We start from the raw sequence: 21,317 nt of genomic DNA, 5'->3' as shown, positions 1-21,317 counted from the left end.
AGCAGAATGGCTCAGGAAGTGTATATAAACCGATATCTTCCCCGAATGATCTGATAAGCTTTATTAATTATATTGTATCTGGGGATTCTGAAAAGAAATGATCTGGTAAAGGTTACAGGAAAGAAAACACTTCCCGTCTTTCATTATCTCTGAAATTTATAAGAGGTGAGTGTCGCAATTAAGAATCATATGAAATGTACCCTGACCGGCAAAATAAAATCCCATCGGATAAAACAATGAGATTCTATTTTGTTGGTGTCAAATGTATATATCTGGAATTATGATTTTAGTATGCGTACCGGAAGGGGGTAATCCACCTCTGTTTTAATGACACAAAGTTACCTACAATTCAGGTCACATCCAAGTGATTTGAGAAATTTATTTTCATAATATTTTATTGTGTTAATGGGTGTTTTTACCGGATTATAGAGGAAACAGGAACGGTTTTCCGGGAATAATCCGGTAAATAAAGCAACGGGTTAATTATCTTCCAATGGTTGTGAAGTTATATATGTTTAATATTTAAATCCTGAAAGTCACCCCCCAGTTAGTGATCACTCATGGGGAAATATACCAAACCTTATATTGGTAACAACACAAGAAAGACAGGTTGAAAGAAGAACCCACTAAAAGCAGGCTCTTCCTTTACAGCTAAGCTACAAGCAAGGGAAGCATTGAATCTACCCGGTCTTTTAATATACTGAAAATGTTACAGACATTACGCGGATCTCCGAGAATATTTTCAACATCACGGGAGGTCAGATTATGTATTGCATTTATTACTTTTCCTATACCGTACTTATCTCCATTTTTACCGGACTTTGTTTTCATTAATTGGGCAATGGCGTCAATCAAATAAGGTCTCTTCAAACATTCTCCTAAATCCAAATTTTGTAATGTTTCTATAATAGTATCCCCAACACTTAAATCATACTTCACATTATCAACCACTTTTCCCTGCCAGGCTTTCACCCAGTCATCAGGAGTTAACAATTTCCCCTGGGTATAGTACTTTATTACAGTATTTACAGGTATTTTCAGATTTTTACTGACTTGATAAACTTTTTGCATAAACTCGTGGTAAGTAGCATAACTAGCAACTATGATTTTTTCTTTACTTCTGAATCCTCTGTCCTGACTATAATTAACCGCCATATAGCGGGCAAAATCCTGTACAGAATTGAAGTCCTTTATTTGTACGTTAGTAAGTACATAAGGATCTTCGCCTTGAAGGACTGCTTGTTCGGACATCTTATATAACCCTATGATCAGGGCCTGGTTTTGAGCAGAACAGACTGGTACATAAACAGGAGTGCCTTTGGGGACAAGGGTTCCATTTAAATACTGTAACGGAATATCGGCTTGATGGAAAATATCTCCTGAAACAAAGTATTTTACAGAATCCTTCTCGTACATTTCATGTTGGTAAAGTTCTTGAACCTGTTTCACCATTTGGGGGACTATTTCAAAATTGACTGTGGAAATAGCAATTGGCAAATCTGTATGTTCAGAGTATTCAGAAGCAAATTGTAATTTTAGTGTCAAAGGATGGGTTCGTAATAGTTTTTTCAGAACCTTTTGGGATTTTTGATATTGTTTCAGATGTTTGTTGCCGTCTTTAGCTTCACCGTTATCTTGCCAGGCAGCTTTCAGGATTCGGATATTTTTTATCTCTTCATTCATATCTAATAATTTTATATCGGAAGATGCTTTCTTCAACATTTGTTTAGAATTACTTTCAGTTAAAATTGTGGTTTTTGTAAGATTTTTCATGGTATTCAATTTTACATCAGTATACAAATTTTTTTCGCTATCAGCTTTTAACTTGCAATCATTTAATATTTCCATATTATTTATAATAATGTTTTGTTAATAAATATCCCCTTCCGCTCCAACTGGCCAAGTTTTCCTTCCGGGGGTGATAACTTACGGCCTCTCAAATTGTTTTCTCCCATTTATTTTCTTGGAGTGTCCTACCTTGTAAGACTCAATTTGTAGCTGCCTTCGTTATCGGTTTGTCATTGATCAATGAACTATGTAACCATCAGAACTCTGGAGTTGCATTTGATTACGATGCAAAAGTAAGGTGGGAAATAAAGGATTAAAAATAGGAAATTCCGGGAGTTGAAGGGGTATTTCCTATGTAATAAGAATCAATAGGTTAGATAGAAAACAGAGTAGAAATTTTTATTTACCAATATTTGGGGAATAACTCACTGAGCGGGGTATCCAGAGTCACTCCTTCAGAATTATATTCCTTATAAGACTTATGGCTAAGAATTTCGTTGGTGACACTTTTAAATTTTCCGTTGGTTTCTTCCCACTTCAGATTATCGGATATTTTTGTGCGGATGGTAGCGATCCAGTCTCTCAGGATCTTTGATTTCTTCCGTTCTTTCTGCCTGATATTAAATTCCTCTTCATCGGGGAGGATCGTGATATAGCCCATTAACGAAAGAAAGCGTGCGATGAACGTACAGATTTTATCTGTTTTCTTACCCTGAGGATCATGGTAAGGCGTCTCTTCCTGTAAGAAGTGGTAAAGCTGGGTGATGATCCGGTTGATGGTATGATCGGATTTTGCTCCCACCCTGGCTTTATATAGGGATAGTTCTGTATGTACCTCTTCAATGGTTTTCTCTTTTAAATAGGTATCGAGGTATTCTTTCAGGTGTTGAAAGAACCAGTTATCTTCATTATCCAGAGCTATTTCTTTATTACCATATACGATTTTTATAGGCTTGGAGGAAACACCCAACTGATCGAAAGGTTTTTGGGCTGTAAATAATTCGTGCATGGATCTAAATAACCGGAGCATATCAGGCCGGACGGACTCCGAGAAATACCAGAATCCATAATCATTGGTTGCCTCGAATAACTTACTGCTGGCAAAATTGTAGCTGTAGAAATCAGGTAATAACCAGATAATGGTATCCTGTCGGTCATCGGTAATCAGGTATTCATCGTTCCGGGTAAAGTCTTCCAATTTAGTGTATAAATCTATGGGATAGTCGATTATTATATCTTTATCCTTGAAAAATTCATATTGATCGGGATGGGGAGATGCTCCTTGTTTGATGTAATAATTCCTATTCGCCTGTATCAGTTCACTGAATTCCCAGCCCGAAGCATCGAAATAGGTGTGTAAAAGGGTATCTATAGCTTTCAGGTCTTTTCCTTCAAAACCAGTTCGTTGATATTCTTCTTCCGCTGCCATGGAGTTTTGTTTTCCCAAAAATAAAAAAAAATGCCCCGAATCTAAAAAGACTCAGGGCTAAATTTAAACAAGATGCTGCATGGCAGTATTGATTTGTTCCTCGTCAAAACTATCAAGATAGATTTGTGTGGTAGTCAAATCGGAGTGCCCCATTAATTCACTGATTAAAGCAATATCGACACCAGAACGTTTTAATATCGTAGCAAATGAATGCCTTGCAACATAGGTTGTCAGATTGTCGCTGATCTCCAATTCCTGTGCCAATTCTTTTAACTCCCGATTAATTTGCGCACAGACCTTATGAATCCGGTTGGCTTTTTGTTGGGGTGTTTTATGAACCCTTGCATCAAAGATCGGGAATAAATAAGCTGCTTTTTTCCGGTGGTAGGCATATTTATCAATGATTTCCTTTGCTTCTTTTCCGATTATTCCTTTCACTTCACCATGGGTTTTCTGTCGAACATAGGAAAGATTTTGTCGGTTGATATTCTCCATTGTCAGATTGGCAATATCTACAAATGGGATGCCTGCACATAAATAGGAAAACTTGAAAATGTCACGGGTTAGCTGACGTATATAGGTTGCGTTGACTGTTTCCGTTGTGATTATTCTCATGATTTCTTCTTTAGATAGGGAACGTTTCCTTGTCTTTGTATTGAATCTGTTGATGTTAAAGGCTTTAAATGGATAAGATTTGGCGGATGTTGCTTTGGCTTCTATTGCTTTATTATATGCACTTCGCAAGGTTCGGAACTGTAAACTGATAGTAGTCTCTTTGTTCTTGTTACTTCGTTGCCATTTTTCATATCGTTTCAGCCAATCAACATCAATATCACTGAATAAGATGTTTAGTTTATTGTGCGTAAAGGCTTTGAGTGAGTTTAATGAGTTAGTATAAATAGATTTATTTCCTGTTTTTCCTGCATCTTTGAAGTTTTGGATCAGTTCCTTATAGAAATCGATAACAGTTTTAGGTTCATACTTCGCTTTTTTATTTTCAACCAATGACGATGCCGTATAGTCTTTTTGCTCCGCATTAAGTTCAAGTATTTCTTTTTGGTATTCGGCTTTCTTGTCAAGAATGATTTTATTTATCAGGTCTTTATTGGGACATTTCGGTTTAGGTTCATTCTTGGTAAAGTCCCAAAGTTGGGGATGAATGGATAAACCGATGCTTACCAGTTTTCTTTTGCCGTCTTTGTGAATTCGTAACATTAATGGACTTTCACCGTTTGATAGTGTCTTGTATTTATAGCAAATAACTGAAATAGAGGCTTTCATACTAAAAAAAATGGTTGATGTCTCGGTTGACGTTGACAGCCCCAAACCACGAAAAACCACAAAATAAAAAAGGTAGCTACTTTCGTAACTACCTCATTCAGAGAGCGGAAAACGGGACTCAAACCCGCGACCCCCAGCTTGGAAGGCTAGTGCTCTATCGACTGAGCTATTTCCGCAAAATGTATTGTTCCTCACACACTAGCCGGACTCACTATGCTTTTTCGATCCGTAATGGGGGGAGGCATAAACAAATTTTAAACTAATAACTATTTCTAATAGCTGTAATTTAAAATTTGTGGGCAGTGATGGATTCGAACCACCGAAGGCTACGCCAGCTGAGTTACAGTCAGCCCCATTTGGCCACTCTGGTAACTGCCCTTGATTGTAAAAGAACTCTTTCTTTTTGCGGGTACAAATGTATGCTTTTTTTCTGTTAACTGCAAAATTTTTGACTCTAAAAATGCGAATAATAAATGAGATTTTTTTTTGAAAGATACTATAATTCTGAGTGTCAGGTTACAAATCGTCTTATTTTTATTTTGTGGTAGGATCGTTTGATTCTTTGCCTGCTTTTATCGTAGGGTAAACCTCCTGGCTTTTTCTCGACAAGCAGTATTTCTACTCAGATGAATTTTTAGAAGAGGCTAATATTGTCAATCTGATTTTCAGACTTTGATAGATAAAAGAAAATCCCCAAAGTTCAATGACCGATCTTTGGGGATTTTCCGATTACTTGTAAGTCAGTTCGATGCTGCGCGTTGTATTGGCCGAATCGTTATATTTGACGATCATTTTTATCGGTTTTTCATAGCCTTCGGTGAGCTTCTGTATGGGGAAAGAAACTGTACCGAAATAGAGTTTATCCCGGGAATCTCCGAAATCATTGTGCCGGAATTCGAAGATGAGACGGTCGTCTTCGGTGGGGCATTGTAATAAATTTACCATATGTGTTTTGCCTGTACTGGGATTCAGATGGGCAGCAAACATAAACTCAAAGTTCAGGAATCCATGAGCGAACCAGGAATTGACGATCTTTACCGGAGCGTTTCCGACACTGTCCAAAATCGTTTCGTCGTACGGAAGAATGGATTTGGTCAGAATTGTGTCGGCATAGACAATCCGGGCATATAAATTCGTATCCTGTTCTTCCAGAATGTTGAATCGTATCCGTAGACGGGTACTGTCGTTCAGTTTTTCAGGATTGAAGTAATATTCCCGGGGATAGAGCAGATAACCATCGTCTAGCTTGACGGTAAACTTTTCGTCGCCTGATTTACTGACCAGGCCATAACCTTCATAATAGGTTTCATAATCATCCTTGCAACCGGTGAAGGAAAAAACAAGGGGGATCAGGATAAGAACGATCCCCGAAGTTAGATTGAAATGTTTATTTTTCATGTTTTTATTTTTAGTTGTTTTCTGTTATAAAGATGAAAACTAACTAAAAAGGTTGCGTGGCCTGAAAGTTAAAATAATTTTTTTCTCAAAGAAAAAATGAACTCTAATCCACCGTCTTTCCGGTTCTTAGCCGTGATTTGGCCTTTGTGAAACAATACGGCATTTTTTACGATGGAGAGGCCCAGACCCGATCCGCCCGTTTTCCGGCTTCTGCCTTGATTCACCCGGTAGAAACGGTCGAAAATACGTTCCAGGTGTTCTTCTTCGATTCCCCGGCCGGTATCGTAGAATGAAAAATAGTAAAATTCGCTGTCTTCCATATAATTGTCGATACCGATCGTGATATTTTCTCCGGCATAGTTGATCGCATTGTCGATCAGGTTCCTGAAAATGGAATAAAGTAGGGTATGGTTACCTTCGATTTCAACTTTCGGGCCGATATGATTGTGAACGACGATGTGATTGTGTTGTAAGGATACTTCCAGGTCGGTGGTCACTTCGTCGATGGTCGTTCGGATATTGATCGTTTCTTTCTCGAATAGGTCGGAGGCTTCTTCGGTCTTGGTGATCAAAGCCACGTCGCGAATTAATTCGGATAAGCGAAGAATTTGAATATAAGCCCTCTCCAGGAAAAATTTCTGCTTGACAGGTTCCAGGTGTTCCTGTTCGAGAATAGTTTCGATGTAGCCGCGGATACTGCTGACCGGAGTTTTTAATTCGTGTGCGATATTATTGGTCATCTCTTGTTTCAGCAGCCTGTTTTTTTCTGCCGAGGTGACGTTGTTCAAAGTAATTTCGTAACTGTTGTCGTAGAAAATAAGTAACCTCACAGCGAAATGTTTCCCGTTTTTGGCAATTTTTCCTTGCCAGATCGGAATCGATTTGGCCTGAGGATTGACCGGTGTGTTCTTTTGCAGAAAAAATTCGGCTTCTTTGAATTCAGGTGCCTGGAAAATATGATCTACATCAAAGGTAGGTTCGTCTAAAATAGTGTTTACATATTGGATGAAATGGGTGTTGGCATATATCTTTTTGTGATCTGCCGAGAAAATACAAATACCTTCATCGGAATGGTGAAAGTGGCGTAACAGTTTTTCCCTTTCCTGATTGAGCTGATCTTTGCTCTTTTTCAGCATCTTGTAGTTGTCGACGATCTTATGACCGATTTCTCCCAGTTCGGTATCGGGGAAATCGATTTTGTCGTAATCCGGTTGGCTGTGTTCGGCCGTGATGATAAATTCGTTCAGGCCGGATACGGCTTTCCCGAAACGATCTGCCAGATATAACAAAGAAATCAGGGTAGTAAAAAACAAGAGCAGAATGAAATAAGTGAAGATTTCGTCAGCTTTCAGGATATTCTGTACCTGATCGGTATAAGGTAGAGCTACCCGTACGAAATAGTTGTTGAAAAGGCGGGCATCGTAATAATAATCGATACCGGTAGTCTCCGATTTACGAATATTCGTACCGTTGCTTTGGGTTAATGCTTGTGCTATTTCCGGTCGGGACAAGTGATTTTCTACCGTTTCTTCCTCGTCGATATCGTTGTCGTAAAGCACTTTTCCCTGGCGGTCGATAATGCTTACCCGTAATCCTCGGGGGAGTAAGGGAAGCAAATTATTTAACGAATCCAGCCGTTTATCTGCGATCAGACGGTGACTATCGACATAGTTGGCGATGATTTCTGCATAAGCATTGAGACTGGCTTTGAAGTTCTCTGACTTATACATTTTCTCCCTGTTCTGTTGCACTGCAACGATGATGACTGTAAATATGGTAAATACAATCAGAAAATACAGGAAAATCTTCTTTTTATAAGTAAAGTGCATAAAAAAGTAAAAAGTAAAAGGTTAAAGGTAAAAAGCTAAAAAAAAGCTATAAGCTAAAGGCTGAAAGCTGAAAATTGTGGACCAGGAGTTGAAGGCTTTTAGCTTAAAGCCTTTAGCCTTTTCAGCATTCCAGGCAGTAACCGTACCCCGAACGGTTGGCGATATGTTTACCGAAAGCTCCGAGTTTTTTTCTGAGCCGGGTGATGTGGACGTCTACCGTTCTCTCCAATACATAGCCGTCTTCTTGCCAGGCTTTGCCCAGAATATCTTCCCGTGAAAAGACCCGGTTGGGAGCTTTGGCCATCATACTGAGTATTTCGAATTCTTTTTTGGTTAAAAGGATCTGCTGCTCATTGAGGTATACGGTCTTGCTGTTGAGGTCCAGAGTGAGTTCTCCGATTTCGATCGTTTTCTTTTTTTCCGGTAGTGCGATATTACCGGCCCTTTTCAATACTGCTTTTACCCGGGCGGCAACTTCTTTGATCGAGAAGGGTTTGGCGATATAATCGTCTCCGCCGATACTGAATCCGGTCAACATATCGTTTTCGGTATCCTTAGCGGTCAGGAAGATGATCGGGGTATTCATATGCATTTCTTTGCGGACTTTTTCGGCCATTTTGAATCCGGACATACCTTCCATCATGACATCCAGTAGAATTAGTTCATGTTCATCGGTCAGCAGTTTTAAGGCTTCTTCGGCTGAATTTGCGATGTCTACTGCAAAACCTTCACTTTCCAGATTGAATTGAAGGATTTCACATAAATCTTCTTCATCGTCGACTACTAATATTTTATTCCGTTCCATATATTTTGTCATTCAAAATCGTTCATTATTCTTTTCTCATTTTTTAACCTTCACTTCCTGCCAGTAGCAGGTCTTCGTCCGGTTTCGGCCAATGTTTGATATTCTTTCCTTCGATCAGGTAAATAGCGGCTTCTGCAATATTGGTCGCATTATCTCCGATCCGCTCGATGTTATAGGCCATGCTGTTGATGCATAGGGCATCCGTTACTTCTTGTTGCGATAATATCTTATCGAAACATTGTGTCGGGAGATGCTGGCCGATAAAATGATGCAGTTCGTCGACCTGGTCATCCGTCTCGATCGTTTCTTTCGCTAACTGGATATCCTCACATGTAAAAGCAAATATAGCATTTTGTGTCATACTTTCAGTGAGTGAGAGCATCTTTAGTAAATCCTTTTTATAGGTTGTGAACAGACAGTCGTCGACTGCTATTTTTTTCATGAAATGGGAAACATTCAGAATCAGATCTCCGATCCGTTCGAGATAAGCGGTCATATCGTAGTAAGAGATGATCATCCTCAGATTCGTGGCCCGCGGACTGTAAAGCACGATCATATTGATCACTTCGTTGCGGATTTTGACCTCTATACTGTCGATGATCCGTTCGTTATTGTTGATCTCTGTATATATCTCCTCTTTGTGGTTGTCGTCCATTAATTGCTTGGTCAGATTCAGCTGGCGGATGACAATCTTTGCTAATACCTGAAAATCTTCGGTTATCCGGCTGAATACTTTTTCTTTTAAAGTTGGCATAATAGGAATTATTTTTTTTGTTTTTTACATCGGTTTATCCGAATTGTCCGGTCAGATATTCTTCGGTCCGTTTATCCCGGGGATTGGTAAACATAATCCGGGTTTTGTCGTATTCGATCAGTTCGCCGAGATACATAAACATCGAATAGTCTGAAATACGGGCAGCTTGCGACATGTTGTGGGTGACGATGATAATGGTAAATTCTTTTTTCAGCTCGAGTAACAATTCTTCGATCCGGTTGGTGGCGATAGGATCGAGGGCGGAGGTCGGCTCGTCCATCAGTAATACTTCCGGTTTTAAGGCCAGGGCCCGTGCAATGCATAGCCGCTGTTGCTGACCTCCTGATAAGAAAGTGCCTTTCTTGAACAGAGCGTCTTTCACTTCATTCCACAGCCCGACGTTGGTCAGACAAGTCTCTACAATTTCTTCTTTTTCTTTTTTCTTCAGGCGGATGCCATTGAGTTTGTAACCGGCGATCACATTATCGAAAATACTCATAGTGGGAAAAGGATTAGGGCGCTGAAATACCATGCCCGCCATACGCCTGACCTCCATGGGGTTCATCTTTAAAATGTTGCGGTTGTCCATCAGAATTTCTCCGCTGATCCTGATGTCCGGATATAATTCGTGCATGCGGTTGATGGCACGCAATAAGGTACTTTTGCCACATCCCGAGGGCCCCATAATGGCTGTGATCCGATTCTTTTTAATATCGGCATTGACATGATTGACGGCATTTTTCCCGGGAGTATAGGAAATACTGACATTTTTAAATTGTAATATCGGATGATCTATTTGCATGATGTAGTAGGACTGTTATAAATTAAATTTTCCATTTCCGGGCGACATTTTTAGCGATGATGTTCATCACCAGAATTAATAGTAATAGAAATAAAGAACAACTCCAGATCATATCGGCCAGGTTCGGGTCGTTATAAAATTCCCAGATGAGCAAGGGGACTGCACTGGTCGGATCCAGAATATCCCAGTTGATCGCTGTACTACCGAGGGCGGTTAGCATCAGGGGGGCTGTTTCGCCCATCACTCTCGACACGGCTAGTAAAGTACCGGTGAACAGTCCGCCGAAAGCTGAGGGAACCAGGACTTTCAGGATAACACTCGTATAGGAGGCTCCTAGCGCAAGACCGGCTTCTTTGAGGCTTGTCGGGAGAAGTTTCAGGGTCTCTTCTGTCGAGCGTATGATTAAGGGTAACATCATAATAGCCAGAGCGACACTACCTGCCAAAGCGGAATAACTACTCAAAGGAACGACAACCCAGGCATAAGCGATGATACCGATGACGATCGACGGCGTGCCTTGCAGGAGGTCGGTCAGAAAACGGATCACATGAGAAAATAAGGTTTTGGGTTTTTCCGATAAGTAAATTCCACCCATAATACCGGTCGGGATAGCGATAACGGAGGCCAGTACCACCATAAGTAATGTGCCTGTGATTCCATTGGCGATTCCTCCGGGAATGATTTCTCCGTTGATTTTCGCTAACATGGCATCCAGGGTACTGGGGGCTGTCTCGGTGAAGAAATTCAGGTTGATCTGTTTGTATCCTTTCCGGACCACTTCCCAGATGATGACTACTAACGGGACGGCCGTTAAAGCAGAGAACAGGCAAACCAGCCAGAAAAATATCCTGTCCTTGGCTTTGCGCCAGCCTGAATGATAAGATGTAATAGGGCGTTGTATCATGTCAGCTTAATTTTTTCATAATCATCTTACCGATGAAATTGATGATAGCGGTGATGAGGAATAGCAATAGACCGATAGCGATCAGGGAACTGAGTTTCAGGCCGTCGGCTTCTCCGAACTGGTTGGCGATGACACTGGCCATCGTGTTGCCGGTAGAAGTGAAAGACGTAGGCAGGATATTGGTATTGCCGATCAGCATCGTGACTGCCATCGTCTCTCCCAATGCTCTTCCTAAGGCCAGGATATAACTGGCGAATATTCCGGAACCTGCGACCGGGAAAATCACCCGCCGGATCACATCCAGACGTGTACCTCCCAAGCTGTAGGCCCCTTCTTTCAATTCTTTGGGAACCATAGAGATAAACTCGGCACTCAGTGAAGAGGCATAAGGGATGATCATGACGGCTAATACGACCGCTGCGGTGAATATGCCGAACCCCTGTTCCGACAGCTGTAAATCGACCATGAAGGGGCGGAGGGTATAAAATCCCCACAAACCGTACACAATCGAAGGGATACCGGCCAGCAGGTCGATGACCGAACCGATGATCGTGGCTGCCCGGGTACCCCGGAAATATTCGCCGGTGAATAAAGCCACAGGTAAAGAAAACGGAATACAAAATACCAGGGCTAAAAATGAGGTCATAATGGTTCCCGTGATGAATGCCAAGGCGCCATATTGCTCATTACCGGGCCGGGGATCCCATTCTACGGAAGAAATGAAATGAAAGAATCCGAATTTTTCAAAGGCCGGTACTGCCCCGCTTACGAGGGAATAGACCATTCCCCCACAAATCAGCAGAACCAATAAAGAGCAGAGAAATAACAGCCGTTTGAAAATATAATCACGCATATTATTTTAGGATTGGTTGACCGTTATAAGTGATGGTTTTCAGGATTTGTTTGGCATTTTTCACTGTCGAAGCCGGCAGGGGAGAATAATGTACTTTTGTCGTTATATCCTGGGCTTCCGGATTCGTTAACCAATTCAGCAGCTCCACCGTAGCTTGGGCCAGGGGTTCAGGCCGGTTTTTATAGGCTTGTTCCTGATAAAGGAGAATCCAGGTAAAGCAGCTGATCGGATAGGCATCGGCTACCGGCGAGTCGGTGATCATGGTGCGGGTATCGGCCGGCATTTCGATATCTGCGGCAGCAGAGATACTTTCGGTTGTGGGGGCTACAAAATTTCCGGCCTTGTTTTGCAGTTTGGCTACCGGTATTTTCAAGGCAAAAGCGTATTCCGAACCGATATAACCGATCGCCCCCGGAGTTTGACTGATTGTCCCGGCTACGCCTGGATTTCCCTTGGCGGCAATACCTACCGGCCATTTCAATGCTTTTCCGGTTCCGATATTTTCTGCCCACGGAGCACTGATCTTTGTCAGGTAATCACTGAAGACATAGGTGGTACCACTACCGTCGGAGCGATATACCGGGCTGACCGCTTTGTCGGGAAGGGTAACTCCCGGATTTACTTGTTGAATACGGGGATCGTTCCAACGGGTGATTTTGCCTAGGAAGATGTCGGCGATCATGTCACCTGTCAATTGCAGCTCTTTTACTTCGGGTAGGTTGTAAGCCATGACGACAGCACCCATACAAGTCGGGATATGTACAACCGGGGCCGGCATTTCCGCCATTTCTGCTTCAGAAAGATAAGCATCGCTGCCTGCAAAATCTACGATCCGGTCTTTCAGGCTGCGTATACCTCCACCGCTGCCGATTCCGCCGTAGGTCACCGATACCCCGGTAGAATCTTTATAGGTTTTAAAAGCCAGATTGTAATAGGGGAGCGGGAAAGTGGCTCCTGCTGCTGTCAGATCTATATTACTTTTGTGGTCCGAGGTCTTCTTCTTTGAATGGCCACAAGCTGCCAGGCTGAGTGCTAATGCGATAATGATTAACTTATTCATGTCTTTGACGATTAGTTTTTTACAATGCAATATTAATAAGTGGTTGCTACACCAGTGTTACAATATTATTACGATTTTGTTACAGTATTTCGGATAAAATTCCACTTAACCGGATTGTAATCCGGGACGATGGAAGAGCTTACTGTAAATGTACGGATGACTATTGCCGGGGAGCGAAATTTCTTTTTACTTTGTGGCGATATGTTTTTATTGGTAAGCGAACGAAATGGAAGACAAGAAGAAAGAAAAATTGTTTATGCGGGATTTTTTCCGGAAGGCGGGAAAAGCCATTTATGATTATGAGCTGATCGAACCGGGTGATAGAATATTGGTCGGAGTCTCCGGAGGAAAGGATTCTTTGGCTTTATTGGAAGTATTGGCATTGCGGGCCCGTGATCCGAAACAAAATTATACGGTTGTGGCTGCTCATATTGCTGTGGAAAATGTCGCTTACGAAGTCGACGGTGAGTATGTAAGGCAATTTTGTGAACAGCTGGGAGTAGAGTTTATACATCGTACGATTGCTACTGCCGTAAAAGAAGATTCCGGTAAACCGGTCTGTTTTGTGTGTTCGTGGAATCGCCGGAAGACCTTGTTCGGGATTGCGAAAGAATACGGATGTAATAAATTGGCCTTGGGACACCACCGGGACGATGCCATCGAGAGTCTGCTGATGAGTATGATGTTTAACGGTACGATTGCCAGTATGCCACCGAAGTTGGCTATGTTCGATCGTACGTTTACCCTGATCCGTCCTTTTATCTATCTTACCGATGAAGAAACTACCCGGTATGCTGCCTACCGGAATTTTAAAAAGCAGAAAAAGAATTGTCCTCATGAACGAGCGACGAACCGTCATGCCGTAGCTGAAATTATCCGACAGATGGAAGCTTTATCTCCCCACGTAAAAGGCAACCTCTTTGCGGCGATGAAAAATATCCAATCCGAATACTTACCCTAAGAAAGGTAAAAAGTAAAAGGTAAAATGGAGAGAAATCCATCTTTTACCTTATACTTTATACCTTTTACCTTTCCTCCTTTTATTCGATGACCTGTAGTTTGTCTCCGGCCTTTTCGATGATGGTGCGGAGGTACCATTCGGGTAGTTGCGGTTGTTCTACTTTAGGATTTTTTTCGCCCGGGACCGCAGTTTTGATATTACCATCCATATAGCGGCAGAAAAGATAACCGTAGAAATCTCTCCAGGTGTCTACCAGGTGGTTACCGGTATTGCAGGAGAAATCGGTCAGGAATTCTATTGCTGCTGCACGATCTTTGTCGAATAGTGCTTTAGCTCCGGAGTCTATTCCTTCGACAAACGTTTTGTATTGGGATTCCAAAGCCTTTTGTTTTTCCCGGATTTCCGGATGAATAGCATTATAACGGGTATAAGCGAAATTAGTCACCTGATTGAAAACCCAGAAAGCTGCCTGATCGGTGAATTCCATCATGCTGCCGTTGCCGACTGCATAAGCGTGAGGAACACGGGTGGAGCAGGAATACATGGGGAAATACACGGTACTGGCAGCGTCGTCAACACCGAACCAAAGGATACCGCCTACTGCATCCGGCAACCAACTGCGGCTTTGTGATACAAAGGTAAAACCGGTTTGTTGGGTGGCTGTGGCCCGTTCGTGAACATATTCTTTACCATCGACTTCGAAACTCATCGGCCGCCATCTGTAAGGGCATTCGTAGGGACCGGCTCCCGGATCTTTACTCATATCCAGTTCGGTGCCTTCGAGGTGATCACGCATAAAATCCATGACTTCCAGTACATCCACTTTCCGGTTCGGTTTAACCCACAGGGGCATCCGGTTTGTCGCATAGCCTTTACCGTCACGTTCGATTTTCCCTTTGGCATAGTTCCAGTACTGAGCCATATCGGGATTTACAGCATTGAAGAACGCCCATACCCGGATTTCACAGGCACGGGCACCACTGAAATCTACCGGAGCATAAGTATCGGAAAAACTGAAATCGGCATTTTTCCCGTCCTGGGGATAAAGGCCTTTTTGTTTGGCAAAAGAAATCACATCTTTTGCATATACCGTTGTAATTTCTTTATCATAGATTTTTTTCATCTGGTCGGATGAAATGGAAGTTTTTCCTTCCAGGGGGAAGGTGGTGATCCGTGCCTGGTTGGCATGTGCACAAACATAACCGTCGGGGACCATCCGGGCCACCCATACCGCTCCTTTTTCGCCTTCGCCTTTACCGATCATTTCGAGAATCCATACTTCATCAGGATCACTGATGGAGAAAGATTCGCCTGAACTGGCATAACCGTATCGCTCTACCAGATCGGTCATCACGACAATGGCTTCCCGGGCATTTTTAGCGCGTTGCAGGGTGATATAGATCAGACTTCCGTAGTCGATAATAGCTCCCGGCTGACTTTCCAGTTCTTTACGTCCGCCGTATGTCGTTTCACCGATAGCCAATTGATATTCGTTCATATTACCGATTACGTTGTAAGTCTGGGCAGCCTGCGGGATTTTACCCATATATTTACCGGTATCCCATTCATAGATATCCATCATCGTTCCGGCAGGCCAGGTACCGGCAGGCCAATGATAAAGTTCCCCATACAATACGTGAGAGTCGGCCGAATAGGTGATCATCGTCGATCCGTCCTGAGTGGCTCCCCGGGTGAGTAAGAAATTAGTACAAGCAGAAACTTTGATAAAAGTTATCGCTATAAGAAATAAACTAGCACAACAAATTTTGAACATACGATTTAGATTAAGGAAATGTTATAGTTTACGATTTAGATTTTCCGTTTTCCAATGGCCACTACAGCTGTTATGGGCTGTAGCGGTATCGTTTACCGAATCCGGTCGAACGATTTCAGTAAGGTGATATCTTTCACAATTCCCCGGATAGCCAGCCACGTGAAGATCACACCGATCAGTGGAAAGATAAAACTGATATCGGCAAACCATTCGGCATTGAGTTCGTTGCTACGTTGACGCACTTGTAGCCACATCAGGACGATTAACCCCAATTGAAGCACAATATTGACAATACAAAGACGCAATTGCAGAAATAGAGTCGGTTTCACCGTCTTGGATTTTTTGTGATGAATGAAAATAGTGACTACTGCCAATGTGGTAATAAGGGCATTCAGGATCAATGACATCCAGTTCCAGGTGATGAATACACACGGACTTCCGGCCTGTACCACTTTTGTCGTATAAAACGCATAGGTAAAATTATTCGGAACTACAATGGAAGCAACCGGCATAAAAAATAACAGCCCGGTCACAATTGCTGTACAAAGCAAAAAAAGAGATTGAATACGTTGAATCATAATATAAAGTAAAAAATGAAATGCTAAATACTAAAAGCAAAAGGCTTATAGCCTATAGCTTTTAGCTTAATTTTTCCAGGGTATAGCGGATCAGTTTATTCATATAGCTGTGGTAATCGGCGGAGGCATCTCCGTTTATCCGGTTGGCGATGATCAGGCAGATGGTGGCGGCCCGATGCCCCAAAAGGTTACAAAGGCCTGTGATAGCTGCACTTTCCATTTCATAGTTGGTCACTTTGTAGCCTTCGTAGCGGAAAGCGGTGATCCGGTCGTTGATTCCCGGCATGGCTAGCGGCAGACGCAGGACACGTCCTTGCGGGCCGTAAAATCCGACTGCTGTCAGGGTAACTCCTTTGATGGTGTGTTCTTCGTCATACAGGCGGTCTGCTAATCCGGGATCGGCATTGACTACATAAGGGCGGGCTGCAGAGGGGGTCCATCGGCAATGCCGGATAAAAGCTTCTTCGAACGGATGGTCGCAAACCGATTCGTTGTTTGCATAAAACCTCAATACCCCGTCGCAGCCGATGCTTTTTTCCGAGATGACAAAAGAATCTACCGGAATGTCGGCTTGTACCGAACCGGAAGTACCGATACGGACGATATTCAGGGTACGGCCGATCGCTTTTATTTCTTTGGTTTTCAAATCGATATGGGCCAGAGCATCCAATTCGTTGATAACGATATCGATATTATCCGGACCGATACCGGTGGAAATCACGGAAAGCCGGTGACCCCGGTAACTGCCGGTGATGGTGTAAAATTCGCGGTTACTTTTTTTCAACTCGATTTGTTGAAAATGGGAGGCGATGGTTTCCACCCGTCCCGGGTCACCGACCAGAATGATGTCGTCGGCAAGGTCCTCCGGAAGTAAATGCAGATGGAAAATACTGCCGTCCTCATTGGTAATCAGTTCTGAAGATTTTATAGAGGCCATATTGTTTTTCTTTATGCTTTAAACGCAGTCAAATTTAACGATGTTTGGTTTATTAACCAAATAATCCGGTTCTTTATTCTCCTTGCAGCTTATAGTACCCCCCGTGTTTGTTCTCGATGCTTAGCGCGGGATCTTCACTCAGTTCCTGGCGGCACCACTTTTTAAGAAAGAAAAACGATGTAAATCCCTGAATTTCAAAGAGATTCGGGGATTTTTCTTTTCCAAGAATAGGCAAAATTAGTGGGATTAGAGCAAACTATACGTCCTTATTCAAGGGACTGTTTTCAAAAGCCCGAAATGTTCCACTGCGAGGTATTTACTTCATTCTTTTACAGTCTGTTGCGCTATTTTACATAACAGGGTTCTCGGTTCGATTTCCTAACTTTGTATCATTAAAAATTGAGCCGTATGGAAAGAAAAAGATTCAGCGTGTTGTTCTTCATCAAGCGTAGCAAACTGTTAAAAAACGGGGAAGCACCCGTGCGTGTGCGTGTCACTTATGACCGCCTATACGTGGAACTTCAACTAAAGCGGAGCGTAAAAGTCCCACTCTGGTCGCAGGAAAAAGAGAAATCGACAGGCAAAGACCGAAACTCCGTAGAACTTAACCATTACATTGACGCCTTGCGTGTGAAATTCTATCAGATTTACCAAGACTTGGAACTGGAGGGAAAGATTATCTCCGCACGTGCCATAGTGAACCGCTATCAGGGAAAGGACGAAACTTTCAAGACATTATACAATGTGTTCAAGGAGCATAACGACAACTGCCGGAAGCTAATCGGGACGGACTATGCCGACATCACCGTAAGACGTTACGATAACTGCCTTAAATATCTCATGGAACTGGTTAAACGTGACTACAAGATAGATGATATACTACTACGTGAGGTAAACGGGGAACTGGTGCGTAAATTCGATTTATACCTAAAGACAGAAAAGCATTGCGCACAAAATACCGTTATCCGGTACATGAAATGCTTCAAAAAAGTGATAAACCTTGCCATTGCCAACGAGTGGCTGACAAAGAACCCATTTGCCGGAATCAAGTTTCACGAGGTAGAGGTAAACAAACAGTTCCTAAGCCAATCCGAGATAAACCGGATATGGCAGAAAGAGTTCAAGATTGAACGGCTGGAACTGGTACGGGATGTTTTTATCTTTTGCGTATATACCGGGCTGGCATTCATAGACGTGTATAATCTGCACCCCGAACATATTTCCGAGGACGGCAACGGTAATCTGTGGATAGTGAAACCCCGTGAAAAGACAAATAACCTTTGTAACATCCCGCTTTTGAGCATTCCCAAACAAATACTTGAAAAGTACAAGGATAACCCCTACTGCATGGATAAAGGAACTTTATTACCCGTTCCCTGCAATCAGAAGATGAACAGCTACCTGAAAGAGATTGCCGACCTGTGCGGTATCAAAAAGAACCTGACCACGCACACAGCCCGCCATAGTTTCGCATCGGTTATCGCACTGGCTAACAACGTGTCACTGCCGAATGTGGCTAAAATGCTGGGGCATTCATCCACCCGAATGACACAACATTATGCAAAGGTGTTAGACCAAACGATATTAAGGGATATGCAAGCCGTCGAGGAACAGCTTGCACTCTAAACATCCAAAGGGGAAGAAGAACTATTATTCATCTTCTTCCCCCCCTCTATCTTTTTGAACACAAATTATCACTATTAGCCAATCCTTTAGGACTGAAAGAACAATGCTGCCACCTTGGAATCTCCCTTTTTTCTGTATAATATTCTTCTATAAAAGATTTTAATTCTTGTACATCATCAAAACCAATAGCGCATTTCATTTTTTCAAAATATTTCTTAGATTGAGCTCTAAAAAAAATTTCCATTGGTTTTCTTCTATATTCCGAATATATCAATGTTTGAGGATACCATTTTCTCCAATCATTGTGTATTAAATGTTCCGCCCTCAAAAAAAGCACAAAATCAGCTTGCATCAAATCAGAAAAATCAATACTCAAATGTTTTGCTCTTTCTTTTATTATATCTGCAAACAAAGACAATTTCCGGCAATTTAGCCGCCTATTTCTATAATCTAATGACTTCAAATAATTATAGAATATCAAATACCCCTCTACATCATAGCCATAACTATCTTCACTTCCCATATATTGTTTATCTAAAAACTCATCCAAATCTATAAATTTTTCATATTTCAATAGTATAGCGACATAGTACAAAAACAGTTCATAAGCTATAAACTTGAAGACATCAAACTCATGTTCATAAAAGCTACCAGTTCCATGTTTTTTAAAATAAGGTATTAATTTTTCAAAGAAATGATAGAATTTATCAATTTTTATATCATCAGAGTATTGGCAAACAGAAATGCAAATTTGAATAAATTCATTACGATAAGGTATAAAAGCATCTATTTTCTCAATCAGCTTATCGTCATATTCTTCTGGTTTACAATCTATTCTCAAAGCTTCAATATTTGTTGAGAGGGTAACCAAATACTCTTCAATTGCACCATTTACATACGGTTTTGCTTCTTTCAATCCCAATAGCACCCTTTTAGATAGAAATGAGGTTCCCAAAGCAATATCATCTCTTTCATTAAGAAATGCAGGTTGTTTCCCTATAGGAGGACGTTTGTATAAAGGTTTATCATATATCCAACGAAGTAATTTTTCAAAACTATCTGCATAATTTTCTGGCTCACAAAAATCTATATAGATTCTTGATTTGTAATATACTGGCAGATAAGCTTCACCAGTTTCATCTCGTTCAACGACAGCAGCAACAAATTTTTCTTGTTGCCTATTTTTATAAACTTCAGCAGAAATTATTTGTGTTTCAGTACCAACGCCCCCATCTCTTCCATTCGCTTTATCTGCATATTTCTTATCAGAAATAATTAAAACCTTTTGAATTTCTGTATCACTAACCATTTTTTCCATAAAAGAATAGGAATCTTGTCCTTCTTTCAAGTCCCATTTATCAATTACAACATGAACTCCATTTTCGACTAATTCTTTTGCAAGGTTAAGCACCCAAGTTTCATGGTCTTGGTTAGTCCAACTATATGAAATAAATAATTTGATTGAATTTCCCATAAATACTACAAAGTTAAATAGAAGCAAAGATACAAATTCAATTAAATATATTTAGAAGTACAAGGTTAAACTTTTGAATAATCAAAGCCCGCAACACAGTTTTCAAGAAACCGTGATTGCAGGCTTTCAACCAAACAATATAGAAAACAAGACAGCTATATTTCAATACTTCAATCTTTCAAGGAAGCAAGACAGCAATAAAACAAGATTCCATGTTTTCAAGATTTCATTTCTGATAGAACCTTTCCAACAAATCCATGATGTCACTTTCCCGGTAGATGATTTTTCCCGGAAGCTGCACGTACCCCAGCAGCCCCGTGTCCCTGTAATCCTGCAAAGTCCGTTTGCTGATGCAAAGCCGCTCGCATACTTCCTCGCCCGTCAGGTAGTGTTCACCGTTCAATACCGGGCGATAGTTCATTACCACGTACTCCACGTTTTCCAGCACCCTGTCAAGGGAGGAAAACAGTACCAGTGTAGTATCGGAATCTTTCGTTATCAAATCCATATGCCTACTTTTTAGAATTGTCCCTTACTTGGTTGAGCAGAAATGTTTCCACGTCCGAAGCCTTGTAGTAAATCTTATTGTTTATCTGCGAATAAGGCAATTTTCCCGTATCACGGTAAGTCTGCATCGTCCGGGCTGAAACATTCAGCAAACGGCAGGTTTCGCAGTTATCCAGCCACTTGTCACGCTTCCTGCGTAAAGGTACGCAGAGCGCATCCACACGCCCCACAAAGTTTTCAAACCTCTGTTTCCAAAGTTCAAAGGTTCTCTTTTCAATCGTCACTATTTCCATAACCGATATATTTATTATTGTCAATACTCCGTTTTTCTTCACTGGTGCAAATATATAAGACTGAATGACAGGTTGTTTCTTCCTGTCCGCAAATGACCTTACGTGTCCGAAAATGTCCACCACTGCCCCAAGCGAACAGGAAAGAAACAATAAGAGAACAGAAATCCCGGTTTCCCCCACTTTCTAAATAAGTAAGGTAATGAACACAAAGCCGTTTTCTATTTACCGACATTAATTTGGCGCAGAGCGCAGCAAAGCGATTCC

19 protein-coding genes and 2 tRNA genes are annotated in these 21,317 nt (G+C 41.7%); 2 read left to right on the top strand and 19 right to left on the bottom strand.

Features of this window, described 5'->3' with window-relative positions:
• Positions 1 to 651: 651 nt before the first annotated feature.
• The 13 genes from ODOSP_RS10165 to pstS form a co-directional block, all read right to left on the bottom strand.
• Entirely contained in the window at positions 652 to 1,848 is a 1,197-nt protein-coding gene (locus ODOSP_RS10165) for a hypothetical protein (protein WP_013612227.1), read from the bottom strand.
• Positions 1,849 to 2,191: 343 nt separating this feature from the next.
• Entirely contained in the window at positions 2,192 to 3,217 is a 1,026-nt protein-coding gene (locus ODOSP_RS10160; RefSeq protein ID WP_013612226.1) for a hypothetical protein, read from the bottom strand.
• 63 nt (positions 3,218 to 3,280) lie between these two features.
• A complete protein-coding gene (locus ODOSP_RS10155) occupies positions 3,281 to 4,498 on the bottom strand; it encodes a site-specific integrase (protein WP_041556672.1) in 1,218 nt (405 codons plus the stop codon).
• Positions 4,499 to 4,601: 103 nt separating this feature from the next.
• Positions 4,602 to 4,674: transfer RNA gene (locus ODOSP_RS10150), tRNA-Gly, on the bottom strand.
• Positions 4,675 to 4,794: 120 nt separating this feature from the next.
• Positions 4,795 to 4,876 (bottom strand) — tRNA-Tyr (locus ODOSP_RS10145).
• Positions 4,877 to 5,227: 351 nt separating this feature from the next.
• Entirely contained in the window at positions 5,228 to 5,896 is a 669-nt protein-coding gene (locus ODOSP_RS10140; protein ID WP_013612224.1) for a NigD1/NigD2 family lipoprotein, read from the bottom strand.
• A 68-nt stretch (positions 5,897 to 5,964) separates the two neighbouring features.
• Complete coding sequence (locus ODOSP_RS10135; RefSeq protein WP_013612223.1) at positions 5,965 to 7,725, bottom strand: sensor histidine kinase; 1,761 nt, start codon at positions 7,723 to 7,725, stop codon at positions 5,965 to 5,967.
• A gap of 121 nt (positions 7,726 to 7,846) precedes the next feature.
• Complete coding sequence (locus tag ODOSP_RS10130; protein ID WP_041557311.1) at positions 7,847 to 8,530, bottom strand: response regulator transcription factor; 684 nt, start codon at positions 8,528 to 8,530, stop codon at positions 7,847 to 7,849.
• 43 nt (positions 8,531 to 8,573) lie between these two features.
• The gene (locus ODOSP_RS10125; RefSeq protein ID WP_013612221.1) at positions 8,574 to 9,284 is read right to left on the bottom strand and encodes a phosphate signaling complex PhoU family protein; all 711 of its coding nucleotides are present in this window, start codon (positions 9,282 to 9,284) and stop codon (positions 8,574 to 8,576) included.
• A 34-nt stretch (positions 9,285 to 9,318) separates the two neighbouring features.
• Positions 9,319 to 10,086 carry a phosphate ABC transporter ATP-binding protein PstB gene (gene pstB, locus ODOSP_RS10120; RefSeq protein ID WP_013612220.1) on the bottom strand — a complete coding sequence of 256 codons (768 nt, stop codon included), beginning with the start codon at positions 10,084 to 10,086 and terminating at the stop codon, positions 9,319 to 9,321.
• 22 nt (positions 10,087 to 10,108) lie between these two features.
• Positions 10,109 to 10,990 (bottom strand): phosphate ABC transporter permease PstA, encoded by an 882-nt coding sequence (pstA, locus tag ODOSP_RS10115; protein WP_013612219.1) that lies wholly within the window; start codon positions 10,988 to 10,990, stop codon positions 10,109 to 10,111.
• 1 nt (position 10,991) lies between these two features.
• A complete protein-coding gene (gene pstC / locus ODOSP_RS10110) occupies positions 10,992 to 11,843 on the bottom strand; it encodes a phosphate ABC transporter permease subunit PstC (protein ID WP_013612218.1) in 852 nt (283 codons plus the stop codon).
• A 1-nt stretch (position 11,844) separates the two neighbouring features.
• Positions 11,845 to 12,903 carry a phosphate ABC transporter substrate-binding protein PstS gene (gene pstS, locus ODOSP_RS10105; protein ID WP_013612217.1) on the bottom strand — a complete coding sequence of 353 codons (1,059 nt, stop codon included), beginning with the start codon at positions 12,901 to 12,903 and terminating at the stop codon, positions 11,845 to 11,847.
• Positions 12,904 to 13,129: 226 nt separating this feature from the next.
• Here pstS and ODOSP_RS10100 point away from each other — a divergent pair, with 226 nt between their 5' ends.
• On the top strand, positions 13,130 to 13,864 hold the full coding sequence (locus tag ODOSP_RS10100) for a tRNA 2-thiocytidine(32) synthetase TtcA (RefSeq protein WP_013612216.1): 735 nt from the start codon (positions 13,130 to 13,132) through the stop codon (positions 13,862 to 13,864).
• Between the two features lie 79 nt (positions 13,865 to 13,943).
• Here ODOSP_RS10100 and ODOSP_RS10095 read toward each other — a convergent pair whose 3' ends face one another.
• The 3 genes from ODOSP_RS10095 to ODOSP_RS10085 all read right to left on the bottom strand — a co-directional run bounded on the left by ODOSP_RS10095 (position 13,944) and on the right by ODOSP_RS10085 (position 17,153).
• On the bottom strand, positions 13,944 to 15,638 hold the full coding sequence (locus ODOSP_RS10095) for a dipeptidase (protein ID WP_013612215.1): 1,695 nt from the start codon (positions 15,636 to 15,638) through the stop codon (positions 13,944 to 13,946).
• A gap of 92 nt (positions 15,639 to 15,730) precedes the next feature.
• Positions 15,731 to 16,216: a DUF4293 domain-containing protein gene (locus ODOSP_RS10090; protein ID WP_013612214.1), complete on the bottom strand. Its 486-nt coding sequence runs from the start codon at positions 16,214 to 16,216 to the stop codon at positions 15,731 to 15,733.
• A gap of 61 nt (positions 16,217 to 16,277) precedes the next feature.
• Positions 16,278 to 17,153 (bottom strand): nucleoside phosphorylase, encoded by an 876-nt coding sequence (locus ODOSP_RS10085; protein ID WP_013612213.1) that lies wholly within the window; start codon positions 17,151 to 17,153, stop codon positions 16,278 to 16,280.
• Between the two features lie 408 nt (positions 17,154 to 17,561).
• On the opposite strand from ODOSP_RS10085, the gene ODOSP_RS10080 reads away from it, so the two are divergent.
• Positions 17,562 to 18,779 (top strand): site-specific integrase, encoded by a 1,218-nt coding sequence (locus ODOSP_RS10080; protein WP_013612212.1) that lies wholly within the window; start codon positions 17,562 to 17,564, stop codon positions 18,777 to 18,779.
• 46 nt (positions 18,780 to 18,825) lie between these two features.
• Here ODOSP_RS10080 and ODOSP_RS10075 read toward each other — a convergent pair whose 3' ends face one another.
• The 3 genes from ODOSP_RS10075 to ODOSP_RS10065 all read right to left on the bottom strand — a co-directional run bounded on the left by ODOSP_RS10075 (position 18,826) and on the right by ODOSP_RS10065 (position 21,053).
• Entirely contained in the window at positions 18,826 to 20,253 is a 1,428-nt protein-coding gene (locus ODOSP_RS10075) for an SEFIR domain-containing protein (protein WP_013612211.1), read from the bottom strand.
• A gap of 226 nt (positions 20,254 to 20,479) precedes the next feature.
• Positions 20,480 to 20,761 (bottom strand): helix-turn-helix domain-containing protein, encoded by a 282-nt coding sequence (locus ODOSP_RS10070; RefSeq protein ID WP_013612210.1) that lies wholly within the window; start codon positions 20,759 to 20,761, stop codon positions 20,480 to 20,482.
• A 4-nt stretch (positions 20,762 to 20,765) separates the two neighbouring features.
• Positions 20,766 to 21,053: a helix-turn-helix domain-containing protein gene (locus ODOSP_RS10065; protein ID WP_008657134.1), complete on the bottom strand. Its 288-nt coding sequence runs from the start codon at positions 21,051 to 21,053 to the stop codon at positions 20,766 to 20,768.
• Positions 21,054 to 21,317 lie beyond the last annotated feature (264 nt).

The sequence above is a fragment of the Odoribacter splanchnicus DSM 20712 genome (genome assembly GCF_000190535.1).
GTDB lineage: Bacteria > Bacteroidota > Bacteroidia > Bacteroidales > Marinifilaceae > Odoribacter > Odoribacter splanchnicus.
The sequence above is the reverse complement of the archived record's forward strand: the minus strand, read 5'-3'. Positions and strand labels throughout refer to the sequence as shown.